Annotated in this window: 22 protein-coding genes and 1 tRNA gene; 12 read left to right on the forward strand and 11 right to left on the reverse strand. The window is 56.2% G+C overall.

Annotation, left to right across the window (positions count from 1 at the left end):
* The first annotated feature begins 279 nt into the window (after positions 1 to 279).
* From B3759_RS16035 to B3759_RS16055, 5 genes are all read left to right on the forward strand, one after another.
* Positions 280 to 1119 (forward strand): ABC transporter permease, encoded by an 840-nt coding sequence (locus B3759_RS16035; RefSeq protein ID WP_291367548.1) that lies wholly within the window; start codon positions 280 to 282, stop codon positions 1117 to 1119.
* A complete protein-coding gene (locus B3759_RS16040; RefSeq protein ID WP_291367550.1) occupies positions 1116 to 1928 on the forward strand; it encodes an ABC transporter permease in 813 nt (270 codons plus the stop codon). The genes B3759_RS16035 and B3759_RS16040 overlap by 4 nt, the downstream gene beginning before the upstream one ends.
* A gap of 33 nt (positions 1929 to 1961) precedes the next feature.
* A complete protein-coding gene (locus B3759_RS16045) occupies positions 1962 to 3032 on the forward strand; it encodes an ABC transporter substrate-binding protein (protein WP_291367552.1) in 1071 nt (356 codons plus the stop codon).
* Between the two features lie 61 nt (positions 3033 to 3093).
* Complete coding sequence (locus tag B3759_RS16050; protein WP_291367554.1) at positions 3094 to 3714, forward strand: cupin domain-containing protein; 621 nt, start codon at positions 3094 to 3096, stop codon at positions 3712 to 3714.
* Positions 3686 to 4771, forward strand: a complete 1086-nt coding sequence (locus B3759_RS16055; RefSeq protein WP_291367556.1) for an ABC transporter ATP-binding protein — start codon at positions 3686 to 3688, stop codon at positions 4769 to 4771. Before B3759_RS16050 ends, B3759_RS16055 begins: the two co-directional genes overlap by 29 nt.
* Positions 4772 to 4791: 20 nt before the next feature.
* Here B3759_RS16055 and B3759_RS16060 read toward each other — a convergent pair whose 3' ends face one another.
* Genes B3759_RS16060 through B3759_RS16095 form a run of 8 tightly spaced genes read right to left on the reverse strand, consistent with a single transcriptional unit; the run spans position 4792 to position 14212 of the window.
* Positions 4792 to 5757 (reverse strand): ABC transporter ATP-binding protein, encoded by a 966-nt coding sequence (locus B3759_RS16060; RefSeq protein WP_291367558.1) that lies wholly within the window; start codon positions 5755 to 5757, stop codon positions 4792 to 4794.
* A complete protein-coding gene (locus B3759_RS16065; protein ID WP_291367560.1) occupies positions 5754 to 6767 on the reverse strand; it encodes an ABC transporter ATP-binding protein in 1014 nt (337 codons plus the stop codon). The genes B3759_RS16060 and B3759_RS16065 overlap by 4 nt, the downstream gene beginning before the upstream one ends.
* Positions 6757 to 7731 (reverse strand): ABC transporter permease, encoded by a 975-nt coding sequence (locus tag B3759_RS16070; protein ID WP_291367562.1) that lies wholly within the window; start codon positions 7729 to 7731, stop codon positions 6757 to 6759. Before B3759_RS16070 ends, B3759_RS16065 begins: the two co-directional genes overlap by 11 nt.
* Complete coding sequence (locus B3759_RS16075; protein ID WP_291367564.1) at positions 7731 to 8738, reverse strand: ABC transporter permease; 1008 nt, start codon at positions 8736 to 8738, stop codon at positions 7731 to 7733. Before B3759_RS16075 ends, B3759_RS16070 begins: the two co-directional genes overlap by 1 nt.
* On the reverse strand, positions 8735 to 10558 hold the full coding sequence (locus B3759_RS16080; protein WP_291367566.1) for an ABC transporter substrate-binding protein: 1824 nt from the start codon (positions 10556 to 10558) through the stop codon (positions 8735 to 8737). The genes B3759_RS16075 and B3759_RS16080 overlap by 4 nt, the downstream gene beginning before the upstream one ends.
* 3 nt (positions 10559 to 10561) lie before the next feature.
* Positions 10562 to 11203 carry an SCO family protein gene (locus tag B3759_RS16085; protein ID WP_291367568.1) on the reverse strand — a complete coding sequence of 214 codons (642 nt, stop codon included), beginning with the start codon at positions 11201 to 11203 and terminating at the stop codon, positions 10562 to 10564.
* Complete coding sequence (polA, locus tag B3759_RS16090) at positions 11203 to 13983, reverse strand: DNA polymerase I (RefSeq protein WP_291367570.1); 2781 nt, start codon at positions 13981 to 13983, stop codon at positions 11203 to 11205. The genes B3759_RS16085 and polA overlap by 1 nt, the downstream gene beginning before the upstream one ends.
* Positions 13984 to 13996: 13 nt before the next feature.
* A complete protein-coding gene (locus B3759_RS16095; protein ID WP_010666503.1) occupies positions 13997 to 14212 on the reverse strand; it encodes a zinc-finger domain-containing protein in 216 nt (71 codons plus the stop codon).
* A 71-nt stretch (positions 14213 to 14283) separates the two neighbouring features.
* On the opposite strand from B3759_RS16095, the gene B3759_RS16100 reads away from it, so the two are divergent.
* Positions 14284 to 15411: an alpha/beta hydrolase gene (locus tag B3759_RS16100; protein ID WP_408736508.1), complete on the forward strand. Its 1128-nt coding sequence runs from the start codon at positions 14284 to 14286 to the stop codon at positions 15409 to 15411.
* A gap of 72 nt (positions 15412 to 15483) precedes the next feature.
* Positions 15484 to 15560: transfer RNA gene (locus B3759_RS16105), tRNA-Arg, on the forward strand.
* Positions 15561 to 15803: 243 nt separating this feature from the next.
* Here B3759_RS16105 and B3759_RS16110 read toward each other — a convergent pair.
* Together B3759_RS16110 and B3759_RS16115 are read right to left on the reverse strand one after the other, a co-directional pair.
* The gene (locus tag B3759_RS16110) at positions 15804 to 17000 is read right to left on the reverse strand and encodes a CDP-glycerol glycerophosphotransferase family protein (protein ID WP_291367575.1); all 1197 of its coding nucleotides are present in this window, start codon (positions 16998 to 17000) and stop codon (positions 15804 to 15806) included.
* A 33-nt stretch (positions 17001 to 17033) separates the two neighbouring features.
* Positions 17034 to 17498 carry an adenylyltransferase/cytidyltransferase family protein gene (locus B3759_RS16115; protein WP_349679311.1) on the reverse strand — a complete coding sequence of 155 codons (465 nt, stop codon included), beginning with the start codon at positions 17496 to 17498 and terminating at the stop codon, positions 17034 to 17036.
* Between the two features lie 329 nt (positions 17499 to 17827).
* On the opposite strand from B3759_RS16115, the gene B3759_RS16120 reads away from it, so the two are divergent.
* Positions 17828 to 18496, forward strand: a complete 669-nt coding sequence (locus B3759_RS16120; protein ID WP_291367577.1) for a glutathione S-transferase family protein — start codon at positions 17828 to 17830, stop codon at positions 18494 to 18496.
* 60 nt (positions 18497 to 18556) lie between these two features.
* On the opposite strand, the gene B3759_RS16125 is transcribed toward B3759_RS16120, so the two are convergent.
* Positions 18557 to 19468: a LysR family transcriptional regulator gene (locus B3759_RS16125; RefSeq protein ID WP_291367579.1), complete on the reverse strand. Its 912-nt coding sequence runs from the start codon at positions 19466 to 19468 to the stop codon at positions 18557 to 18559.
* Positions 19469 to 19577: 109 nt separating this feature from the next.
* Between B3759_RS16125 and B3759_RS16130 the strand changes: the two genes are divergently transcribed.
* The 4 genes from B3759_RS16130 (at position 19578) to B3759_RS16145 (ending at position 24864) form a co-directional block, all read left to right on the forward strand.
* Complete coding sequence (locus B3759_RS16130) at positions 19578 to 20351, forward strand: SDR family oxidoreductase (RefSeq protein ID WP_291367581.1); 774 nt, start codon at positions 19578 to 19580, stop codon at positions 20349 to 20351.
* 112 nt (positions 20352 to 20463) lie between these two features.
* Complete coding sequence (locus tag B3759_RS16135; protein ID WP_291367583.1) at positions 20464 to 21648, forward strand: low temperature requirement protein A; 1185 nt, start codon at positions 20464 to 20466, stop codon at positions 21646 to 21648.
* Positions 21649 to 21740: 92 nt separating this feature from the next.
* Entirely contained in the window at positions 21741 to 23876 is a 2136-nt protein-coding gene (locus B3759_RS16140) for an FUSC family protein (RefSeq protein WP_291367585.1), read from the forward strand.
* Between the two features lie 73 nt (positions 23877 to 23949).
* The gene (locus B3759_RS16145) at positions 23950 to 24864 is read left to right on the forward strand and encodes an NUDIX hydrolase (protein ID WP_291367587.1); all 915 of its coding nucleotides are present in this window, start codon (positions 23950 to 23952) and stop codon (positions 24862 to 24864) included.
* Position 24865 lies beyond the last annotated feature (1 nt).

The following is a 24865-nucleotide window of genomic DNA, read 5'->3' on the forward strand; positions in this document are numbered from 1 at the left end:
CAAGGTGAGTGCTGTTGGTTCTTGGGAACTGAATTGAGTTATAATCCGGCCACTAAAAAACAAACAATTGCATGGTTGGGCATCGTCTGTATAGTCCCGAATACATATTAACAATATGATTTCAAAGGTTATTTTTTTTTCGTCATCTATTTTTCGTTTTGATGCAAAAACATATTGACCAGATTTCTTCTTATATGAAACTCTGCATCATGATTTCATATTTGAGAGATCGCCTGAGTGATATTCACCAAGCCCGATAAAACGTCCGGAGCGGGAAGCATGCTTTTCCGTTGTGGCATTTTTCTTCCCGGCACTGTGCTTGGGCTCGGGCTGGTTGTCTTTTCATTAAGTCTTGTCACTTTCCTTGCATTTCGACACAACGATGGATCGCTGCTTGGGAGCGGTTGGACGGCCTCGAACTTTCTGACCATCCTTACAGACCCGCTCTATGCGAGGATCGCTCTGCGGTCCGTGATGCTGGCGGGGCTTGCAACGCTGGCGACGGTCATGGCTGCGTACCCGGTCGCTTACTGCATCGCAGTTCATGGTGGACGTTACCGCAAGCTGGTCCTGTTTCTTGTCACTCTTCCATTCTGGACCAGCTATCTTCTGCGTGTCTTCGCGTGGAAAATCGTGCTTGCTTATAACGGCGTTCTGAATTCATTTCTGGTTGGAACAGGACTGCTTCACGAACCCTCGCTGGCCTTTCTGAACACACCAGCGGCCGTTGTCGTGACACTAGCGCACGCCTATGCACCGTTTGCCATCCTGCCGATTTACACCGCGCTGGAAAGTATGCCCAGTTCTCTGCTGGAAGCGGCTGCCGATCTGGGAGCCCGCCCTCTGACGGCCTTCCGACGTATCGTTCTTCCGTATTCGTTTCCGGGTGTCCTGACCGCCATCATGGTGGTTTTCATCCCCACAGTGGGCGATTACGTAACACCGGCGCTCGTGGGTGGACCGCAGAGTGTGATGATAGGCTCTCTGATCGAAATGCAGTTTGGCCGGGCAAATGACTGGCCGTTTGGAGCCGCACTTTCCGTTGCTGTCATGCTGGTCATTGCAGGGCTAATCGCTCTTCTGAGAAAAACCGAAGCCGGAAAAGAGAGCAGGTTATGAGATTGCCTGTTATTCCCGCCCGTCAGTCCTCATCCTCAGGGATTCTCCTGTGGGCCTATGTATTCTGCTATCTTGTCTTTCTTTACCTGCCGATCTGCCTGATACCGCTGTTCTCCTTCAATGATTCCATTCAGGCAGCGTTTCCACTGAAGGGGTTCACTTTTGCTTGGTATCGCACCCTTCTTCATAATGAAGGCGTAAGAAATGCTCTTTTCACCAGCCTGAAAGTCGGACTGACATCAGCCGCTCTCGCCACGATCTGCGGGATCACGATCGCTTATGCGGATGTGTTCATCCGAAACAGGTTTTCCAAACTCCTCTCATTTCTGGTCAAGCTTCCCATTCTGATACCGGGTGTCATCATCGGTATCGCCATGCTGATCGTGGCTAATCTTGTGGGAATCGGCCCATCCGCTGGTGCCATTATCTGTGGGCATATTCTGCTGGCCATGCCCGCAACCGTGATGGTCATGCATGCGAGGTTTGCAGGAATTTCCCGTTCGATTCCGGAAGCGGCGGAAGATCTCGGCGCACGGGAATGGACGTTGATGCGGCGTATCCTGCTGCCCATGGCAGCGCCCGCCATGGGGTCAGCGTTCATGCTGGCTTTTCTGACCAGTTTCGATGAATTTATCATCGCTTTTTTCCTCACCGGATCGCAGCCCACACTGCCAGTCTATATCTGGGGGCAGCTCCGTTTCCCGAGGTCACTTCCAATCGTCATGGCGCTGGGCAGTGTCATTCTGGCGGTGAGTGTTGTCGTCGCCGTCCTTTCCGAGCTGATACGTCGAAGAGGGCAGAACGCGTAATCATCCAAAGGTATCAAAAAGGGAGAAGACATCATGAAGACAAATCGTTTTTCCATGGTTGCAAAAACTCTTGCCTGTTCTGCGCTGGCGCTGTCTCTCACTCTTCCTTCTCTCGCACAGGCGGAAGAGGGAAAGCTGACTTATCTGACATGGTCGGGATATGAACTGCCGGAGTATGATGAAGCCTATTTAAAGGCGCATCCGGATTCAGTTAGTATTTCTGTTTTTGGTGATGATGACGATGCTTTTACAAAACTGAAAGCGGGCTTTCGTCCTGATCTGGCTCATCCCTGCTATGACAAGATCGCCCGGTGGCAGAAAGCTGGAATGATCGAGCCGATCGATACGGCAAAAATCAAAAACTGGAACAATATCTTTCCCATTTTCCGCAATCTTCCCGACATTCAGGCCGGAGACGGAAAAGTCTGGATGGTCCCATGGGACTGGGGCAATACATCCATTCTTTACCGCACGGATCTGCTGCCTGACGCTGAACAGAGCTGGAACCTACTGTGGGATAAACGCTACGCGGGCCGTATGGCTACGATTGACGCCGTCCACGATACGCCCGTCGTGGCAGCGCTTGTGGCAGGGGTCAATCCATTTGACCTCAGCCCTGCCGACCTCGACAAGGTGGCCGACAAGCTACGTGAACAGCGTCCGCTAATGGCGGCCTACACAACGGATATGACATCCGTCGAGCAGTCATTGGCCAGCGGCGCCTTCGTGGCCGCCATGACATGGAATGCGTCGGCCGTGACGCTGAAGAAACAGGGTGTGCCGGTTGCGTTCATGCATCCGAAGGAAGGTATGCTGACTTGGGCCTGTGGCTTTGTGTTCATCAAGGGCATGAAGAACAAGGATCTGGCTTACGATTTCATCAACAGTCGTCTTGAAGCCTCTTCGGGAAAGCATCTGATTGAAAACAACGGTTACGGGTCTTCAACTTCAACCGCGTTCGCAGCCGAGACACCAGAGAAACTGAAAGAACTGGAGCTCCCGACCAATCCGGAAGACATGCTGAAAAAGACGGTCTTTACCGGTCCGATGAAGCAGGCTGAAGAGCTGGCGAAAATGCTTGAAAAGATCAAGGCTGGCGGCTGAAGCCGGAAGCTGACCTCCTCTTCCTGTCAGAAGGGGAGGTCGATTTCGGAAGGAGTATGGGATGACAGCGGGTTACATCGCGCGCAGCGCGGAAGTCTCGGAAGCTGATATCCTGATCGGCCGGAGACTGCGTGCCCTTCGACTAGAAAAGGGACTGTCTCTTGCTGAACTGTCAGGACGGGCGGGAATATCTGTCGGTGCACTCAGCCAGATTGAAAGAGGGCTGTCTTCCCTACGCGTCAAGGTAATGTGGCCTCTTGCGGCAGCCCTGTCAGTAGAACCGGAAGAACTTGTCTCAGACGCGGGTGAACCCCGGCATGATCTATACTGTGTGCCAGCAGGTGCCCGCAAAACGCTTCCGGTCTATTCGGAGGGCATCAGCAAGAGTCTGCTCTCTCCTCCATCGGCGGCTCTGACCGGTATGCTGGTCGTGGTGGAGCCGGGTGCTACGTCCGGATCATATACGCATGCGGGGCATGAATTCGGATATATTGTGTCAGGCCAACTGATATTGTGGATTGATGGTGTTCATTACCGGTTAGGAAAAGGTGACAGCTTCGCCTTCCGGAGCTGCCTCGATCACTCTTTTTCTAACAATACACAGGATATTGCTGAAATTCTGTGGGTCAATACGAGTAAACCGGAGAAAGATCATGAGCACGGGACCACTTCTCAGGCTTGATAGTGTGAACAAGGTCTTTCCGGGTGGTTCGGTTGGCCTGGATAGTATCAGCCTTTCGATAGAGCGGGGCGAGTTTCTCAGTCTCCTCGGGTCTTCCGGGTGTGGAAAGACAACCACTCTGAGGATCATTGCCGGCTTTGAAATGCCGACGTCGGGCCGAGTATTCCTCGACGAGCGTGACATAACGCCTCTTCGGCCCTTTGATCGACCGGTGAACACGGTTTTTCAGGATTACGCGTTGTTTCCCAACATGAATGTGCAGGAAAATATCGCGTTCGGCCTGACCTTGCGAGGTATTTCCGGTCGTGAGCGTTTGCGGAAAGTAAAAGAGGCTCTTGAGCTTGTCGGGCTTCCCGACAAGGCTGAGGCGCGGGTCGGGAGCCTGTCGGGTGGGCAAAGGCAGCGCGTGGCGCTGGCACGGGCTCTGGTTTGTGAACCTCAGTTGTTGCTGCTGGACGAGCCGCTTTCCGCTCTGGATGCGAGTTTGCGCGAACACATGCAGAATGAACTCAAGCGGTTGCAGAAGGAGTTGGGAACAACCTTTGTCATGGTCACACATGATCAGACAGAGGCGCTTTCGATCTCCGACCGGATTGCCGTCATGAACAAGGGCCATATCGAACAGATTGCGGATCCTGCCACGCTCTATGATCGCCCGGCCTCACGATTTGTCGCGGGGTTCATCGGCACGACCAATCTGCTGTCTGGTGTATATCTTCAGCGTGAAACTTCCGGGATACGTTTTCAGCTCACAGGAGACTGGCGCCCGGTCGTAACGGCTTCAACGGAACTGGCGGCCATGCCCGGTACGGCGCTGACGCTTGCCATCCGTCCTGAAGATATTATCCGAATGAAACCGGGAGCGCCCGATAGCTTCTCAGGAACGATTTCCTCAATAGCCTTTCATGGTCACAGTCTCAGACTGTTGGTGAAGCTGGGAAATACTGACCTGTGGGTCGATATGCCGCGTGATCGGGCGGACATGGACGTAAGGGAAGGGGCCATGATTGAACTGGGACTGAGACCCGGAGCATGTTGTCCCCTGCTTGCTGCCTGAGCGGGGATGCCTGGTTTCAATCAGATGTTCGGGAAATGACAGGAGACTTCGTGATTATTGCCGATCAAGCGGAGTTGTGGAGCGTCCTGCGCGCAGCGACTTTCCGCTTTGGGACAGCGTGTGTGAAAACGACACCCTGAAGGTGGCGAGATTGGTGAAGGCACATCGCCATGCAGCAGGATACGTCTGTCATCGGCTCCAATGACCGGCTGTGGCACGGCGGAAATCAGGGCTGCTGTGTAAGGATGCGCCGGACGTTGCATGACCGTGTCGGTATCGCCAAGTTCCACGATCGCGCCGAGATACATCACCGCCACACGCGTCGAAATCTGCCTGACCACGGCCAGATCGTGCGCGATGAAAACGTATGTGAGGCCAAGCTGTTCCTTGAGATCAGTGAACAGATTGACGATCTGGGCCTGCACCGACACATCCAGAGCGGAAACCGGTTCATCCGCCACGATCAGGCGTGGCGAGAGTGCCAATGCGCGGGCGATGTTGATCCGCTGACGCTGTCCTCCAGAAAACTCGTGTGGATAGCGGGTAAGAGCGGAACGCGGCAGGCTGACGAGGTCCATCAGTTCATAAAGTCGGGCCTCGATCACCTGACGGCTGCGTTTCTGGCCGTTTTCATCGGGGTGGACCCGCAACGGCTCGGCCAGAAGATCGCCGATCCGTCGTTTGGGGTTGAGGGCGGCATAGGAATCCTGAAAGACCATCTGCATCCGTCGCCGCACGGGACGAAGGGCATGGTCGTTCATTCTGGAAATATCCTGATCCTCGAACAGGATTGTGCCAGAAGACAGATCGGTCAGGCGCAGCAGGCAACGTCCGAGCGTGGATTTGCCACAGCCGGACTCACCCACAAGACCCAGCACTTCGCCGGAGCGGACAGTAAGCGATACGTTGTCTAGCGCCTGCAATGTCTTGCCACGCGGAAGACGATAGTCCTTGCAGAGTTCGACAGCTTTGAGAATATCCGTCATGCCTCGGCTCCGTGGAGAATACGCGGCGGCAGCGCTTTTCCTTCACCCGGTAGAACGCACGCGACATCCTGTTCGGCAAACCGAACGAGTGGTGGCAGGGTGGCGCAAGCATCATGCGCATAATGACAGCGTGGCGCGAAGGCGCATCCAGACGGACGTTCCAGCGGGGCAGGGGGCGCGCCCGCGATGGACGGCAAGCGCACGGGACGTGGTCCGGTCAGCGGCGGAATGGAATCCAGCAGCGCCGCCGTGTAAGGGTGCGCAGGTTGCTCAAAAATAGCCGATGCAGGACCGCGCTCGGCCACACGTCCGGAATACAGCACCATCACATGGTCACAGGTCTCCGCCACAACGCCCATATCGTGCGTGATGAGCATGACAGCCGATCCGTAATCTATGCGGAGATTACGCAGAAGATCAAGAATCTGCGCCTGCACGGTCACGTCCAGCGCCGTGGTCGGCTCATCAGCGATCAGCAGTGCCGGATTGCAGGACAGCGCCATGGCGATCATCGCACGCTGGCGCAAGCCACCGGAGAGTTGGTGCGGATAGCGGTTGGCTGTGCGCTCGGGGTCAGGCACGCCCATGTCACCGAGTAGCCGGACCGTGCGTGCGCGGGCCTCGGACTTTGAGACACGCTCATGCACGCGGATCGCCTCGTCGATCTGCCATCCGATCGTATAAACCGGTGTGAATGCCGTCATTGGGTCCTGAAAGATCATCGCGATTTCGCGGCCGCGTATGTGCCGGAATGCTTTCTGCGGCAGCGTGGTCAGTTCCTGCCCACGGAACCGGACAGAGCCGCGTAGACTGACGCCCGGATCGTCGATCAGACGCATGATGGCCATGGCCGTCACGCTCTTGCCCGACCCGGACTCTCCAACAATTCCAAGGATTTCCCGCTCGCACACGGTAAACGAGATATTCTCGATGATCGGCACATCGCGGCCGCCCGAACGGAAGCTCACGCAGAGATCGCGCACGTCGAGAAGGGGAGCATCACCGGCCATCGCGCACTCTCGGGTCGAGAAAGATGTAGATCACATCGACCAGCGCGTTCGCCAGCACGACAAATACGGCGGAATACATCACGCTAGCCATGATGAGCGGCAGATCGAGCGCCGACAGCGCCTGATAGGTTAGTCGCCCGACACCCTGAAGACCAAACACCACTTCCGTCAGCAGCGCGCCACCACCGATCAACTGGGCGAAATCCATGCCGAACAGGGAAACGAAGGTGATCATGGACGTCCGCAGACCATGCACCAGCAACACGCGCGTCGGGGACAGTCCCTTGGCGCGGGCCGTGCGCATGAAATCCTCGCCTGATACGGTCACAAGGTCCGAGCGCAGCACGCGGGCATAAACTCCGATGAACAGCACCGCGAGCGTACACCACGGAATGATCAGCGCCTTGAACCAGCCGACCGGGCTTTCCGCGAACGGCACATAACCGAGCGCAGGCACCCATGAGAACAGCCATGTGTCATGATAGCGCGCCTGCGTGATGAGATTGGCGACCTGCCCGAGCCAGAAGACCGGAATGGAGATTCCAATCAACCCGATGGCCATCAGCGTCCGGTCGATCCATGTGCCGCGAAAGGCCGCGGCGACCGTGCCCATGAGAATGGACACCACCACCCAGATCACAGCGCCACCGGTTGCGAGCGACAGTGTGACGGGCGCGGCCTTGATCAGTTCAGGCACGACCTTTTCGCCACGATTAGCGTAGGACGTCAGGTCCTGCGTAATGAAGAGCTTCTTCATCATGGTCGCATACTGGACGGGTAGGGGGCGGTCGAAGCCGTATTCCTGCCGCACCTTGGCGATGGTCTCGGGCGAGGCGTTCTTGCCGGCGATACGAGAGGTCGGATCCGCGCCCGGCGTGGCGAAAAACACCAGGAATACCAGCACGGAAATGCCAAACAGCACGAAAATGGTCTGCCCGAACCGCTGGAGAAGGGCCTTCAGCATTACGCGCCCCTCTTGCTGGTCTCGCGCACGTCGAGCGCATCTCGCAGCCCGTCGCCCAGCACATTCAGCGCCACCACGACGATGACAATGGCCAGACCCGGCGCGATAGCGACCATGGGGCGGGAGTAGATCAGCCCTTCGCCATCCTGAATGATCGTGCCCCACGAGGCAGTTGGAGCCTGTACGCCGATGGACAGAAAGGACAGAGCGGACTCAGTCAGCAGCGCAAAAGCAGCCAGCAGGGGGGCCAGTACGACGATGGAGCTGGCGACGTTGGGCAGGATGTCCACCAACAGGATACGCCAGCGGGGCACGCCGAGGCTCCGCGCCGCCATAACGAAATCGGCGTTCCGCAGTGCCATCACGCGTCCCCGGATCGGGCGGGCGGCGTAGGGCATGTAGACCAGCGCGATAATGGCGATGGGGATGATCAGATTGTCGGCTTCCAGCGTGATCGGCCCAAGATGCAGCCCGTCACTGATGGTCACGATCGAGAGCGAAATGGCGAACAGATAGACCGGCACGGCCCACATGATGTCCATGATGCGTGACAGCACCATGTCCACAATTCCGCCGAAGAAGCCCGCAAGAATACCCACCACGCTGGCAATAACGATGCACAGCGCCGCCGCCGCGAAGGAGATCAGCAGGGAAATTCGGCCGCCATACAGCAGGCGCGCCGCCACATCACGGCCCTGACTGTCCGAACCGAGCATGTAGGCGGACGGGTTCCATGTCGGGCCCGCAGGCGTCAGACCCAGATGCAGCGGATTGTCATTCGGCTGCATGATGTCGATGGTTTTCCCGTCCAGCATGAACGACCCGGCGACATTGGCGCGGAACGGGTCCGTGTGAGCGATGTGGTGCGCGTAGAACGGGGCGAGCAGACTGAGCAGCACCATGAGGCCCAGCACGCCCAGCGCCACCATCGAAGCACGATTGCGCGCCAGCACCCGAAACGCGCTTCGCCATGGTCCGGGAGGCGTTGTTTCCTGCACACCGCTCACGGTGGGTCTCCCGCCCGGCGCAGCTTCACCTGAGAAAAAACCGCCTCATAAATCGGTGTATCGAATGTCCCATGCACGCGGGAAGAAGTCAGAGCCACACGGCGGGTCTGGTCGAGTGGCACCGCCGGAGCCTGCGCCATGAGCGCGCGGGAGGCTTCGGCCCACAGCGCATCGCCCGCCTTCTGGTCGGTCAGCGAGACTTCCGCCGCCTTGTCCATCAGCGCGTCCAGTTTAGGATCGCAGAACTGGGAGGCATTGATCGAATCGCTTGAGTGCGGAATGAAAGTCGCGCAGGAAAACAGCGTGCGCAGGAAGGAGGACGCGGAAGGATAATCTGCACTCCAGCCCGTCAGTCCAATCTGCATCTTGTTATCGCTGTTCTGGATATAACTGAATTCGATCACTGGCGTGATGGGACGCACGGAGGCGACATAACCCAGATCGACCAGCGTGGCGCGGATCTCGTTGGCGATGGCGCCCGAGCCGCCTGAACCCGGCGTGACAATGACCACTTTCTGGCCTTTGGTGCCGCTTTCCTCAACCAGCTTTTTCGCCAGCGCGAGATCGGGTTCTTTCCACTCGGGCGCTAGATGTTCCGGAGATGCGCCTTTTGTGTAGGCGCAGCCCGGCTCATATCCCGGCGCGCCCGTCGGCAGCATCTGGCAGGCCGCCGTGGAGACCGCTGGGCCGCCATTATAGATCACCACGACCTTGCGGTTCAGCGCGTAGTTCAGCGCCTGTCGCACGCGGACATTGTTAAAGGGGGGCTGGTTCACGTTCAGCGCGGCGTAAAAGATCACGAGCTGGTCAATAAGTTTCACACGGTCTGAAAAACGCGCGCCGACTTCCGCCTGTCGGTCCAGCGGCACGCTTTCCAGCATCCAGTCATACTGGTTGTTCTCAATGGCCGTGACTGCGGCTTCCGGGTCTAACCCGAAAGAGTAGTGGATTTCATCGGGATAGCCAGCCGGTTGGGCCACAGCATCCCATTGCCGGAAGTAGGGATTCCGCTCCATCTTCAGGCCGGAATTCGGCTCGTAGGAGACGATTTTATAAGGGCCGGTGCCGAGAGGGGCGTCATTGCCCGTGTCGTGAGCGGGGGTGTCGGCAGGCAGGATGGAAGCGTGCTGGAACGCCAGCCGGTCAAAAAACTCGGCATCCGGATGTGTCAGATGAAAGGTGACGGTCCACGCCTTGTCATCGGCCTCCACACCGCCGGCAAGCGTGCAGTGTTCAGCGTCTTTCAGACAGGCTTCTCCACCGACGATATGGCTGTAATAGGGGCCTGCGGTCGGGCTGTTCACCTTGAAAATCCGCTGCATGGAGGCAACTACGTCATCAGGCGTCACTTCCTTGCCGTTCGAAAAACGGATGCCGTGGCGCAGGTGAAACACATAGGTTCGCCCACCGTCCTGCGGTTCTGGCAGAGCTTCAGCAAGGTCCGGAATGGCGTGACTACTGAGCTTGCTGGGCGTCTTGGCGAAGGTGGTCAGCCCGTCATAGACGATGGCTTCCATCTGATAGGTGATGTGAACGTAGCTGATCTGTGGATCGAGCGTTCCACCCGAATTTTCGGCTGTTATACGCAGGACACCGCCGGTCTCTGGGCTGTTCGGCGCACCGGGGACGATGGTCGCCGCATGAAGCGGCGTTGCGGTCAGCGCCAGACAGTAGGCCAGAGCGGAGAAGGTGAGCCTTCTCTCTGTTCTGATACCTGACGTAGGGCGCTGGTGTTTTAAGAGTGAAGGGAATGGAAGAACGTCCGTCCCATCACGAAAGAACGACGGCGTTCCGAAAGAAGATCGAAAACCACGATGCATCCGTCAGTGCTGCTCCAGCAGGGCACGCAGGCGTTTTTCCATTTCATCAGCACTGGCTGCGGTCTCGATTGTCCCCGCGTAACGTCCTTCGGGATTCATGATGACAATGCGCGGAGAGACTTCGTAAGTATATTCCCAGTAAGAATCAGGGTGTTTTACGATCGGAGCATGATACTCCTTGGCGACGGCTTCCAGCGTGGCCGGGGCAGCCGTGCCGGTGATGATCTTCGCATTGAATTTCAGGGCGTACTGCCGGAGATTCATTGCGAGATCACGGTTCGGGTCAAGGCTGATGAACAGAGGCGCGAATAGCTTGCGGCTCGGATCGACGGCCTGAAGGGCGGTGCTCAGGCGCGTGAGGGCCGGTGTGCAGGCATCGTCCGTGCAATGGATTGCCCCAAACATGACGAGCATCCACCGCCCTCGGAAATGCGAGTCAGTCATGGTTCCGTCCGAGGAATCCATCAGACGGAAACTGCCTCCGACCTCATTGCCGTTTGACGAGACAACCGGCCCCATGGTGTCCGAGGCCTTGTAGGCGGCATATCCGCCAACACACGCCAGAAGGGTGATCACCAAGGTAATGATCAGACCGCCTCTGCCCCGTTTCTTGTTCGGGTCGGACGGAGGTGTGGAAGTGTTCATCAATGCGCCTCGGCCCAGTTGGCTCCAATGCCGGTCTCGACAACCAGCGGCACGGGCAGATCCGCCGCGCCTTCCATCATTTTCTTTACCAGAACTGCGGTCTCGTCCGCCGCATCCTTTTCCACTTCGAACAGAAGTTCGTCATGCACCTGCAGGAGCATGGTGGCAGGAAGACCGGCTTCCGCCAGAGCATGCGGCAGCCGCACCATGGCGCGCTTGATGATGTCCGCCGCACCGCCCTGCAACGGCGCATTGATCGCCTGACGCTCAGCATAGGAACGCTGTGCGCCGTTCTTCGCCGTAATGCCGGGCACGTAGCAGCGACGTCCAAGTGGCGTCACGACATAACCATGCGCCTTTGCTTCGATCTTCCGCTCGTCCATGTAGTCCCGGATGCCGGGATAGCGGGCGAAATAGGCGTCGATATAGGCGCGGGCCTCGCCCATGGAGATACCGAGCTGCTTGCTCAGACCGAAAGCCGAAATGCCGTAAATGATGCCAAAATTGATGGCCTTGGCGCGTCGACGGGTCAGCGGGTCCATGCCCTCAAGCGGCACACCGAACACCTCGGCGGCTGTGCGGGCGTGAATGTCCTGCCCCAGAGCGAACGCTTCCCGCAATGTCGGCACATCCGCGACGCTGGCTAGCAGACGCAGTTCGATCTGGGAATAGTCGGCGGACAGCAGAACCTTGCCTTCCGGGGCGATGAAGCTCTTGCGGATCTGCGCGCCTTCCTCGGTGCGAACGGGGATGTTCTGAAGGTTCGGATCGTTGGAGGACAGGCGGCCCGTCGTGGTGATGGCCATCTGGAAGGTGGTGTGAACCCGGTTTGTGGCAGGGTCCATCTGCTTGAGTAGGGCGTCTGTATAGGTGCTTTTCAGCTTGGAAAGCTGACGCCAGGCGAGGATCTTTTCAGGAAGTTCCTGCCCCTGATCTGCCAAGTCCTGCAGAACGGAAGAGTCCGTGCTCCATGCGCCGGTCTTGCCCCGCTTGCCGCCGGGAAGTCCCATTTCATCGAACAGGATTTCACCAAGCTGTTTGGGCGAGCCGACATTGAACGAACGGCCGGCAACCGCGTGAATCTCTTTCTCGATGGTGGCCATGCGGCCTTCGAAATTTTCCGAAAGTCGGCGCAGTTCGTGAGCATCGACCTTGATGCCAGTTTGCTCCATGTCGCTGAGCACAGAGATCAGCGGACGCTCATAACCCTCATACAGAGCCAGCGCCTTGTTGATGCGTAACTGTGGATGCAGCTTCAGCCACAGACGGAGCGTTACATCGGCATCTTCGGCGGCGTAGGCTGTCGCCTTGTCCACCGGCACCTGCTGGAAGGGGATCCGGTTGCGGCCCGTTCCCGTGACCTGATCGTAAGTGATCGGCACATGACCCAGATGCAGCTTGGAGAGTTCATCCATGCCCTGACCGTGTAAGCCGGCTGACTGAGCGTAGGAGATCAGCATCGTGTCATCGATTGGTGCGATCGGAGCCGCGTTTGCGCCACGAAATACCAGAATGTCGAACTTGGCGTTCTGGAAAACCTTGAGCACGGATGAGTCCGTGAATAATGGCTCCAGCGCAGCTACGGCTTCCGATACGGAAATCTGATGTCCGGCGGGCGCTTCCAATGTGCCTTCATGCAACAGTGGAACATAACAGGCGCGGCCCGGTGCCGTCGCCAGCGAGAGGCCAACCATCCGCGCCTTCAGGGGATCAAGGCCATCCGTTTCCGTGTCCACTGCGCAGACACCGGCAGTGCGGGCTTCGGCAATCCATTTCTGAAGGGTGACAAGATCCGTGACGGTTTCATAACCGCTATAGGGAACCTGCTCGGGAGGAGGCGTTGCAGTTGAGTGGGAACCGCCATTGGCGAAACGCATGGCAGCAGCGGACGCCGCCTGCGCCAGAGGCTTTCCGTCTCCCAGCCCGAAGCGGTGACGGATCGAACGGAAACCCATCCGGTCGAGCCAGTCGCCCAGCGCTTCGTCATTCGGTTCCTGCACGGCCATATCGGCAACGGGAACGGGCAGGGGAACGTCGTTTTTCAGCGTGACAAGCTTGAGCGAAATGCGTGCGGCTTCTGCATGCTCGATCAGCGAGTCACGACGCTTGGATTTTTTCATATTCGGCGCGGCGGCCAGCACGGCCTCCAGATCACCGAATTCACTGACCAGCGCGGAGGCCGTTTTTGGACCGATCCCCGGTATGCCGGGCACGTTGTCGGTCGGGTCGCCCATCAGGGCCTGCACGTCGATGACCTTATCCGGTCCGACGCCGAACTTTGCCTCAACTTCCTCGGCCCGGATCGGTTTTTGCTTGATCGGGTCCATCATCTCGACCTGAGGGGCGATGAGTTGCATCAGATCCTTGTCGGAGGAGACAATGGTGCAGTGGCCGCCGGTCTGTTCGATAAAGCGGGCATAGCTGGCGATCAGGTCGTCGGCTTCATATCCCTCAAGCTCGATTCCAGGCACACCAAAGGCTGCGGTCGCTTCACGGATCAGCCCGAACTGCGGGATCAGATCCTCGGGCACGTCCGGTCGATGCGCTTTGTATTGCGCATAGATCTCGTTGCGGAACGTCACCCGTCCGGCATCGAAAATGACGGCCAGATGTGTCCCGACATGCTCCCGCATCAGGCGGGTCAGCATGTTGCAGAAGCCATACACGGCGTTGACCGGTATGCCTTCCGGATTGCTCATGGGAGGGAGGGCGTGAAACGCCCGGAAGATGAAACCACTGCCATCCACCAGAATCAGGTGGGGCATGCCCGCTTTGTTCATAGAGTAAAAAACCTCAGTGCGCGCTGTCCGGCGTGGCGTTCGGGTCCAGCACGAAGAGGCGGGAGCAATAGGGGCAGAATGTCTGGTCACCGCCAATCTTCAGCCAGACCTTGGGATGTCCGAGCGCGCCCAGCCCGCCATCGCAGGAAATCTTGCGGTTCTGCACGATCACTGTTTCGACATGGCCGAGCCGGGGCCGTGGGGTCGGGTTGGTAGGCTGAATAAGCATGAACATGATCCTGTGAGATGGTCGGAAAACCGGCTTCAGGGAGACACACCGGTTGGCCTGTCGGGTGCGCGATGATACGCATGAACGCCGTGAGTTCAAACCATCCGCACGCTCTTTTGTCTGGCTTTCATCATATCATGCGATTTTCGAGGCGACTGGCGACCTTAATCCTGACCACGCTGACGCTGGCAGGATGCGCTCAGGAGCCGCATATCAAGGCGTCAGCCCGCTACGCGAAATACGCCCGGCTTGTGCCGCCTGACCGTGTGCTGACGCTATCTGATCACGCCCCTATTCCTCTTCGTATCTGGCCTGCCGAGGGCGCTGAAAGAGGCGTGATTCTGGCGCTGCATGGTTTCAATGACAGCCGCGACGCCTGGGAGACGACGGCACCAGCATTCGCTCACGCAGGTTTCAGCGTCTGGGCTCCGGATTTGCGAGGCTTCGGAGCCGCCCCGGATCGTGGCGGCTGGGTCGGTTCAGACCGTCTGGTCGGCGATGTGCGGGAAGAACTGAAGCAGCTTGCGGCCGAGCATCCGGGAAAGCCTGTATGGTTGATGGGCGAAAGCATGGGTGGTGCTGTTGCAATGATTGTGGCCAGCCATTCAGATGCTCTTCCTCTTTCTGGTGTGGTTCTGCTGGCGCCAGCGGTCTGGGATACAGGACTAGTCGGCCGTGCGTCCGCTCATCTTCTAGCTGCCATTGCGCCGGACGGGAGTGTTTCTGGGCGGGAACTGCCGGTTCATGTAGTCGCGAGTGATAATATCGAGGCGCTACGACGGCTCTATTTCGACCCTCTGACGCTTCACGTCACCAAATTTGTCGCGTTGCAAGGGCTCGTTGATCTGATGACGCAGGCGGCTCACGCGGCCAAATGGCAGAAGCTCCCAACGCTCGTTGTGTATGGAGACCGCGATCAACTCGTCCCGGCCCAGGCTATGGCGAAGGCATGGAGACGTTTCCCGTCTTCTGTAAGACGAGACCTGATTCCGGGTGGCCATCATCTGCTGCTGCGGGAGAGGGCAGGGAGGCGTGTTGTGGCGGATATCCTGTCCTGGCTGGAGCAGCCTGATGCTCTGCTCCCATCCGGAGGGGATGTTTCTGCCGGAGTATGGGCTGCTGAACAGGGCGGCGGACACGACGTGAATGGACCGTTCGGTCTGCTGCCGTCCGAGATAGACAGGCTTTCTCTCCCTTGAAGAAGAGGGTTTCTGCTGGCGCGTTTATCCTCTTGGCAAACACGGCCTGTCTGCTGTAGTAAGGCGCGCAGTGGACCCGTAGCTCAGCTGGATAGAGCGTTGCCCTCCGAAGGCAAAGGTCGAAGGTTCGAATCCTTTCGGGTCCGCCAATCAATCTTGAAATACTGTAGATGTGTTTGGGACCGGCGAAGGACAAGGTCTATCGCTAGCGTGAGTTGATGATCATGCACGCTCAAGCTTAAGAGTACCTTTGTAGACTGATAGCCTTTAACTATTGGTCTGTCTTGTGTAGTAATGGGTGCCCATATATGTGCGTCGCAATAGTTAACTTCCTATATTACGAAAATAATACAGGAAGCATGTCGTCTGGTTATGCGGTGATACTAAATATATTATTGCATGACGGTGAATTTATTTTCCGTTTGTTTTTCAACAAGATCATACAAGACCTTAGATATCGTCTTGCATGAGGTGAGCGCATCTGTGGTGAAAAGAGCCTCTACGCATTTTTTACGACTCTGTGCTTGCTGATCATTCTTCAGGCATTTTTCCAAAAGGGCTTCGGCGTTTGTATCCGGGCCAATGACAGCCGGTAGCGGTAGATGATCAAACCATGCCAACTGAGTATCGTTGCCTTTTTGGGAATGTTCAAGAATCAGAATTGGTCGATCCAGATGGAGATAATCAAACATAAGAGAGGAGCAGTCAGTAATAAGGCATGAAAACTTATGAAGATCCGGATAGATATCAATGTCTGGTGATATAAAAATTACATCATCATAATTTTGTATGTTTTGAGAATGAAAAGTCGCGGTGTCATAAGGATGAGGTTTGATGACAAGCTGATATCCATTTGCTTGGGCCGTAATAACCAATTGATTGATCAACTCCGGGCGGTTCCATAGCGGTGTCATTCCTGCCGAAGTAAATGTTGGAACCCAGAGAATATAGTTGCCTGTATTGGATAAAACGGAATTTGCCGTATTGATGCGTTCTGATTCTGTCGCAGGACGAAGCAGTACTTCGTTTCTAGGTAACCCTGCACGAATAACCTGTTGGGTTCCAAAGGCCGCACGCCAGAAATGGTCCAATCGTTCCGCTGGACTCAAGGTGGCATCAATGGAAATAGCCCCCAATGTCTGCTCTATCCATGTAATGTCGAGCAGATTATCAGCATTGGCGTTCAACATATCCAGCGGTTTGATCGAAATTCCATGCCAGAGCTGGACATGAACTGCACCTTTCAATGCTGCACGCAGAATGGTGTTTTCAACGCTCTCAAAAGTATTGACACAATGCACGGCAACCGCAGCTTGTGTGAAAATGGATAGGATATGACCAATACTTCCATTCATGTTGAGAGTCTGCAAACCTTCATCGGCAAGACGGGTGCATAGCTCTGCATTGGTGGAGCACCAGATTGCCAAAACATCCTGCCGCGCAGACATGTTCAAAAAAAGATATTTCGAATTATCAGAAAAATTATGACGACCAAAAAACAGAATGATTGGTTTCTTTTGATTTTTTTTGGAAATATTTTCCAGACTATAAAGATAGCGGTTTATTTTTTGTGTATTATCATCAGTCATAGTAAAATATAACCTTTCTGTCACTTTGAATTATTAAAGTAGGTTGTTACGCAAAAGTGTGTCTCGTGCGTTCCTGAGTTGATTTTCCAGACTGACAATCTGCTGACGGTTTATTTTTTCAAACGTCTTTTTGATGTCCGTTGTGGAAATATCTTCTGTTCTCGGTAAGTAATGGACGCTGCATATGGTATTCAGATCATCAAATTTGCCTTCCCAGTCGTTTCCCATAACCAGAATGTCAGCCTTCAGGCGTTCAATATCCGATTTTTTCTGTGTCCAGTTTTCTTCGGGAAATACGCCATCAACTTCTTTCATGGCAGCGACAATGGCGGCACGCTGCTCATAAGGTATGATGCTGTTTTTGCCTTTAAGTGCGTTAAACGCGTCGGAAGAGACGCCAACATACAATCGCTCGCCGAGCGCGCTTGCTCTTTGGAGAAGACGCACGTGACCGATATGGAAAAGGTCAAATGTTCCATAAGTCAAAACCGTTGTCACATTAACCTCTTATCACGTGCGCATGTTGATCGTGCTGTCACGTGAGGAGTTGTAACGATCCAATATGGATAAATTTTTAACGGCTTGGCGATAAAGCAGGAACGTTAAGCCAGCTTCTTACAGTTGTAGCAAAACCTCTCGGATATCCTCTTTGCTCCGCAGATTTGAGCAACAAGGTTTGAAAGCCAGAAATCTATTTGCTCAGAGTGATTCGAGGCTTGGCGGCCCTATCGCCCGAAATATGGATCGTTGCCGTCAGGGTTTTGGCTGCCAGCCTGTCCGGGTAGATGCTATAGGCATGCTATTCATTACCTGCTGGGAGCATTTTTATGAGCGATGGCCGTCTTGTCATAGGCACGAAGCGTTATTCTTCATGGTCCCTGAGAGGATGGCTGCCTGTAAGGTTGGCTGGTCTGGATGTATCGGAAGACGTCATACCATTGCGGCAACCAGACAGTAGTGCACGGATAACGCAGGTTTCCCCTAATGGTAAGGTTCCATGTCTGGAACATCGGGGCGTGAAGGTATGGGACAGTCTGGCTATTGCCGAATACTGTGCCGAACTTGAACCAGCGCTTTGGCCGGAAAATCGAGAAGCGCGGGCGGTGGCACGATCGATTTCCGCTGAAATGCATTCAGGATTTCAGAATGTGCGTTCTGCACTGCCTATGAATCTCGGAAGAAATAATCGTCCTCTTAAGGAGCCGCTCTCTGAAGCTGTCATAAAGGACATTGCCCGTATTGATTCAATCTGGACAGAAGCACTGTGCTGGTTCGGTGCAGATGGAGACTATCTTTTTGGTCACGACTTTACCAATGCAGATGTTGCTTTTGCCCCAATTGTTGCTCGTTTTCTCAGTTATGATATTGATGTTTGTGGAGCGTCACGGGCTTATATGAAAGCTGTTCGCAAGCATCCGTTGATGGCGCAGTGGTATGAAGAAGCTGAGCGTGAACCCAGTGAATGGCTGGTCGATGCCTTCGAAACCATAGAATAAGCAGGGAAAGAGCCGGGTCTTTCTGGAAAATAATTGTATATAAAAATGGACCGTAATTTACTACCGATACTTTGATTGAAGCTGATTTTTAAGTAACTCAGTGATCCAGTCCACAAAAACCCGTAGCCTTGAAGATCTGTGGCGTCTTTCCGGATATAAAAGAGTCAGAGGCAAAGGGGGAGCCCGCCACTCGGGCATAACTTCGACCAGCTCTCCGTTGATGAGGTTTGTTTTGACATCATAAGCGGGGATCTGAATCAGACCGGACCCGGCGACACAGCAGGCTATCAACGCTTCGGCGCTGTTGACCGTCACACGTCCCTGCACGGGGCAGGTCTTCGATTCACCTTGCTGAACCCACTCCCATTCTTCAATTCGCCCCGTCGCAGGGGAGGCATAGCGAACAACCTGATGAGCCGGGATGTCTTCAGGCGTTTGGGGAACGTCGTGCGTCTGGAGGTAAAGCGGGCTTGCGACATTGATCACCTGCAGATCAGCGATATGCCGTGAAATCAGACTGGAGTCCGCCAGCGCGCCGACCCGTAACGCACAATCCACTCCGTCTTCCGTCAGATTGACGGACCGATCCGTCACTCCCAGCTGAATGTCAATCTCCGGATACGCGGCAAGGAACGCGGGAAGCGCCGGAGCGACAATCAGGCGGCCGATACGTCCCGGCATCTCCACCCGAAGGATACCGCGTGGCGAACCGCGTTTCTGCTGAAACAGACTTTCCACATCTTCGATGTCAGCAACCAGTTGCAAGGCGCGTTCATAAAACACCTTTCCATCGGTCGTGGGCGAGACAAGGCGGGTTGTGCGGGAGAAAAGCCGTGTCCCCAGTTTCGTTTCAAGTTGCTGGATGGCGGTTGAAACACTGGAGCGGGGCAAATTCAGAGAGCCAGCGGCTCGGGAAAAATTCCCTGTTTCCATCACCCGGATGAACACACGTAACAGATCAATCCTGTCCACCAGCACCTCCTTATTGTTCGTTATTCTTGATCAGTGTTGCCTGAAATCAAGTGATTTTTCGCGAAAGTTCGAACGTTAATGTGAAGGACGTTGATTAAGGAGACATTTCATGGCCGATCATAGTCTTAAGGGCAAAACCGCGCTGATTACCGGCGGAGCCAAGAATCTCGGTGCGCTGATTGCCCGTGACCTTGCCGCAAACGGTGTAGGAGCCATCGCCATTCATCATCACGGTGCGGAATCTGCTGGTGACGCGGAGAAGCTTGTCAGCGAACTGAAAAAACAGGGTGTCGAAGCCGTGGCATTTCAGGGAGATCTGACGACCGCGGCCGCCACCGAGAAGCTGTTTGAAGACACTATCGCCGCTGTTGGCCGTCCGGACATTGCCATCAACACGGTCGGTAAAGTGCTGAAAAAGCCTATCCTCGACATTTCCGAGGATGAGTATGACAGCATGTTCGCCATCAACAGCAAGGCGGCGTTCTTCTTTCTCAAGGAAGCCGGCAAGCATGTGAATGACAACGGCAAGATCGTTACCATCGTGACATCGCTGCTGGGCGCCTACACCCCGTTCTATTCCACCTATGCCGGTTCAAAAGCCGCAGTGGAGCATTTCACGCGCGCAGCGTCCAAAGAGTTCGGCGAGCGCGGTATTTCCGTAAACGCCATCGGTCCGGGACCGATGGACACACCGTTCTTCTACGGACAGGAAGGTGCGGATGCCGTGGCCTATCACAAGACGGCAGCGGCCCTGTCACCCTTTAGCAAGACAGGCCTGACGGACATTGAAGACATCGCGCCTTATGTGCGGTTCATGGTTTCGGAAGGATGGTGGATGACGGGACAGACCATCCTCGTCAATGGTGGCTATACGACCAAATAACACCGCCACGGCATAAAGAGCTCTGGACGGCGAGCGTCTGTTCCCTCTGGGCGAACCCGGGGGAGGGCGCTACGTTCAGAGCCCTTAGTCATTTTCTCTTTACGGACGCTTCATGTCGCAGGACACAGCCGGTCACCATCCTTTCCTCCGCACCCGTGACGGCCATCATGCCGCTGTCACAAACGAGGAACTCTTCTTCGATCTGGTCTATGTCTTTGCCATTACGCAGCTCAGCCACGGCCTGCTGCATCACCTGTCGCTGTTCGGAGCCTTCCAGACTGCGGTGATCTGGCTCGCCGTCTGGCTGGGCTGGCAATATACCGGCTGGTTCACAAACTGGTTCGATCCGCGCCTGCCGGCTGTCCGGGGCGTGCTGTTTGTCACTATGGTGCTCGCGCTGCTCATGGGGTCGGCTATCGCGGATTCCTTTGCTGAGCATGGCCTGCCTTTTGCTCTCTGTTTTGCGGCCATGCAGGTCGGGCGCAGCGCCTTTGTGGTCACGTGGCTGCCGCGTAATCACCCGCTTGCACCGAATTACCGACGTATCCTTGCCAGGATGCTGGTGTCCGCCGTGTTCTGGCTGTCAGGCGGCGTGGCATCGGACCCTGTGGTCCGCGTGACGTTGTGGTGCATCGCCGCGCTCTGCGAATATGTCTCCCCAATGTTCGGGTTCCCTTTTCCGGGACTGGGACGATCCAACTCGAAAAGCGAGTGGACGATTGAAGGGGCGCACCTCGTCGAGCGCTGCCAGCTTTTCGTCATTGTGGCGCTGGGTGAGGGGATCATGGCGACTGGTCTGTCCATGGCCGAGAACCAGAACTGGACGCCGGTTTATCTAGTCGCTTTCATCACCAGTTTTCTGGGCACGATGGCCATGTGGTGGCTGTATTTCGGCACTTCCGGCGAGGGCGCCCGACACAGGATCACGCAGGCCGATGATCCGGGAAAAATGGGTGCGACCATCCATTATCTCCACGCGGTGTTGATTGCGGGCATTATCGTGACGGCTGTGGGCGCAGACCTTCTGATGGAAAATCCGCTGGAAGAGGGAAGCATGGCTTCCGTTCTGGTCATGACGTCCGGTCCGGTGCTCTATCTGCTGGCCAGCATTCTCTACCGCAAGATTGTCTCAGGCTTTTTTGCTCTGTCCCACATCATCGGGATTGCTGTCCTGCTGGTGCTGATCCCTTTTGGTCTGCATTTTTCCCGACTGACGGACGCTCTGCTCGTGACTGGGCTGATGCTGGCGCTTACATGGGGCGAACAGCGTAACGAGGCGCAAAGCGTGTTGGACTGACATGCTGCCTGTCGGGTTCAACGGCATGTTTTTCGTCACGATTTTGTGTTTAAGCGATGGAGGTGGCAACCGCTTCGTGGCAATATGGGACAATGCCATCTCCTCCCGCCGTCCCGTTGTTGAGTCGTTGTGTTAACGCCCTGACACTCAACCCATCGGCGTTTGCGTGGCTCTTCGCCCCCAAATTGACGTCGCTCGGATTTTCACTCCGCACTACTTTTGCCTCGCTGCTGGCTCTCGCCATCGCGTTCTGGATGGAGCTTGGCCAGCCACAATGGGCGGCCATGACGGTCTGGATCGTGGCGCAGGGAACGAGAGGCGAGAGCATCTCCAAGGGGCGCTGGAGAGTCGTGGGCACTCTGGCCGGTGTTGCGTCCGCCATGGCGCTTGTGTCGATGGCCCCGCAGCAGCCCTGGTTGTTCTTTCCACTTCTGGCGGCGTGGGTCGGGCTGTGCACGGCGCTCGGCACATTGGTGAACAACTTCCGCAGTTACGCCTTCGTGCTGACGGCCTATACCTGCGCCATCGTCGCCATTTCAGCCGTGGATGCGCAGGATCAGATCTTCGATATTGCCGTGTCGCGTGGCACCTACATTCTGCTTGGGGTTATCTGTGAAATGGTGGTGGCCGCCATTTTTATCCCCGATGTGGCGGCCGGCGCGCAAAAGGCCATCCGTTCGCAGTTGCGGGAGATTATTTCACGGTCTTCGGGGGCTGTGCGGGCCATTCTCTTGCGTCAATCACCACGAGAAAGCGATCTGCATGAGATCTTTTCTCTGGCGTTGACCCTGAATGATCGAATGGAATTCAGTGCGATCGAGGCGGGCAGGAACGAACCTCTGGTGCGCTCAGCCCGGGCCGTGCTGGGGCAGGTGACGCGTCTGACGTCGCGCGGCGTCGGAATGCGGAGCCGTCTCGCCGCCACTGGCGACGTTCCAAACGGTATCTCTCAGAAAATACTGACTGATGTGGCGGCATTTTTCGAGCGACTGCCGGAAGAACTGGATCATGCCGTCGCACCGCAAAGCCTGCGGCAGGATGTCTGGACACTCCAGAAACGGTGTCAGGCCGGGATAGAAAACACGCTCGCTCCCACAGAAGCAGAAAAGAAAACAGCGCTGAACGACAGGATCGTTCTACAGGGACTTGCCCTGCTGCTTGGCGAACTTGAGCACCTGCTCGGTTGTTATGCGGGCGACATGCGCGAGACAACTCTTTCAGCGCGGTTCAGGCTTGTGCGCCCGCCTGATTGGGGCGCGACATTTGCCAACGGGATACGCTCCGCTCTGGCGGTGCTGCTGGGCGCCATGATCTGGGAAGTGACGGCCTGGTCTTACGGTGCGCTTTTTGTGACCTTTGTCGCCGTGGTCTGCGCTCGTTTCGCTTCTTTCAGCAACACCGTGATTGCAAGCCGCAATTTTCTGTTTGGAGCTGTCTGGGCGGTGGCGCTTTCCATCATACCGGTCTTTCTCGTCATGCCGGTGACAGCGGATTATCCTATCCTGTGTCTTGCTGTGGGAGTACCAATGATCGTGGGCGGCCTAGCTGCGCGTAACCCCGCCATAGCAGCGCTTGCGGCCTCTTTCGCCAACTTCTTCCCCTACATGATCAGTCCGGAAAATCATTTTCGCACAGACGAGATTCACTGGTTCAATACAAGCCTCGCCCTGCTTGCCGGACTGGGCTTCGGTGTGCTGGTCTTCCGGCATATTCTGCCGTTCAGCCTGCCTGCGTTCATCAGCAACTTTCGCGCGCATGTCATACGGTCGCTTCATCGCATTGCGGAGGACAGCAAGCGTATTGGAGAGCCGGCATGGGTGGGTTTTATTGTCCGGAACATGGAGCAGCTTATTGCCAATGGAAGAGGGCTGGTGCCGCCGGAAATGGACGGACTGCTGAAAGGCGCGTTCTCGGCAATGACCATGGGGCGCAATCTCATGCAGCTGCGCCACTCCTCCACGGACGTCCGCATGCCTTCGCAGGCTCAGCTCGTTCTGACGCACATGTTTGAGGCGTTGTCCCCGTCTTCCCGCTCGGTCTCAGCTATGACGGCTCTGGTGGAGCGGACACTGGACGCCCTGTTTCAGATTGAAAAAACTGCAATGGGCGTGGGACGTGAGCAGGTGACAATGGCTCTGGGCTGCCTGATGATCGTGCGTATGGAATTGCGCTACAGAAATCTGTTGCTGGATCCCGACTATATCGCTGACCTCAAGGCATGGAGTTGAGGTTGAGCGGGGAGAGGGGCGCGGCGATCGCAGCGGTTGCGGGTCGTGGCAGGGGGCGGTATCGGCCTATCTCATGAATGAAACAGCGCATTGCAGAACAGAACTGGTGGCCGTGGTGCTTGGGCTGGACACCATTGCCGCGAAAGAGCCGCAGCTGTGCGTACTCACGACCGGAGAAGGCGATGGATTTCCTTCTGGTCCCTTGCAGGCTGGGCAGGCTTCCCTGCAACGCAGCCTTCGTCACTGGGTTGAGAACCTGACGGGGTTCCGTCTGGGGCACACGGAGCAGCTTTATACTTTTGCTGATGCAGAAGATGATTTTGGCAACCGGGCTGTGCGGATTTCCTATATGGCTCTGGCGCGCTCCTCTGCGGAAATGGCGTCATGGCAGTCTGTATATGCGTATTTCCCATGGGAAGACCGGCGATCGGATGACGCGCAGGCGTTTCTGATCCCGCTTGTCAGGCATATGAAAAGCTGGGTGGCCGACAATGAAAGGCGGTTGACGCGCTGTTCGGTTGCGTTCGGTCTGGATGGCCATGAATGGAACGATGAACTTGTGCTCGACCGGTATGAACTGCTTTGGGAAGCCGGTCTTCTTCCCGAGGCCGGGTCGCGGGAAGAAAGCGAAGCACCACTGTTCACAGGCTGTCTGGGACGCGCCATGAAGCATGACCACCGCCGCATTCTGGCGACGGCGCTTTCGCGTATCCGCGCCAAAATTCGTTATACGCCTGCTGTTTTCGATTTTCTGCCTGAGTATTTTACCCTTTTGCAGCTTCAGCAGGCGATGGAAACGCTGGCAGGCCGCCGGATGCACAAACAGAATTTTCGTCGTCTGGTGCAGCATCAGTCACTGGTGGAAGAGACCGATCTCTTTGATCCATCAGGGCAGGGGAGACCGGCGCGGCTCTATCGTTTCTGCGAGGCGTCGTCCCAGAACTGCTACCTCGCTGGAGCCAAACTGCCTTTGCCGCCGCTTGTATGAC

Source organism: Acetobacter sp. UBA5411, assembly GCF_002409645.1.
In the GTDB taxonomy this organism is placed as follows: Bacteria; Pseudomonadota; Alphaproteobacteria; order Acetobacterales; family Acetobacteraceae; genus Acetobacter.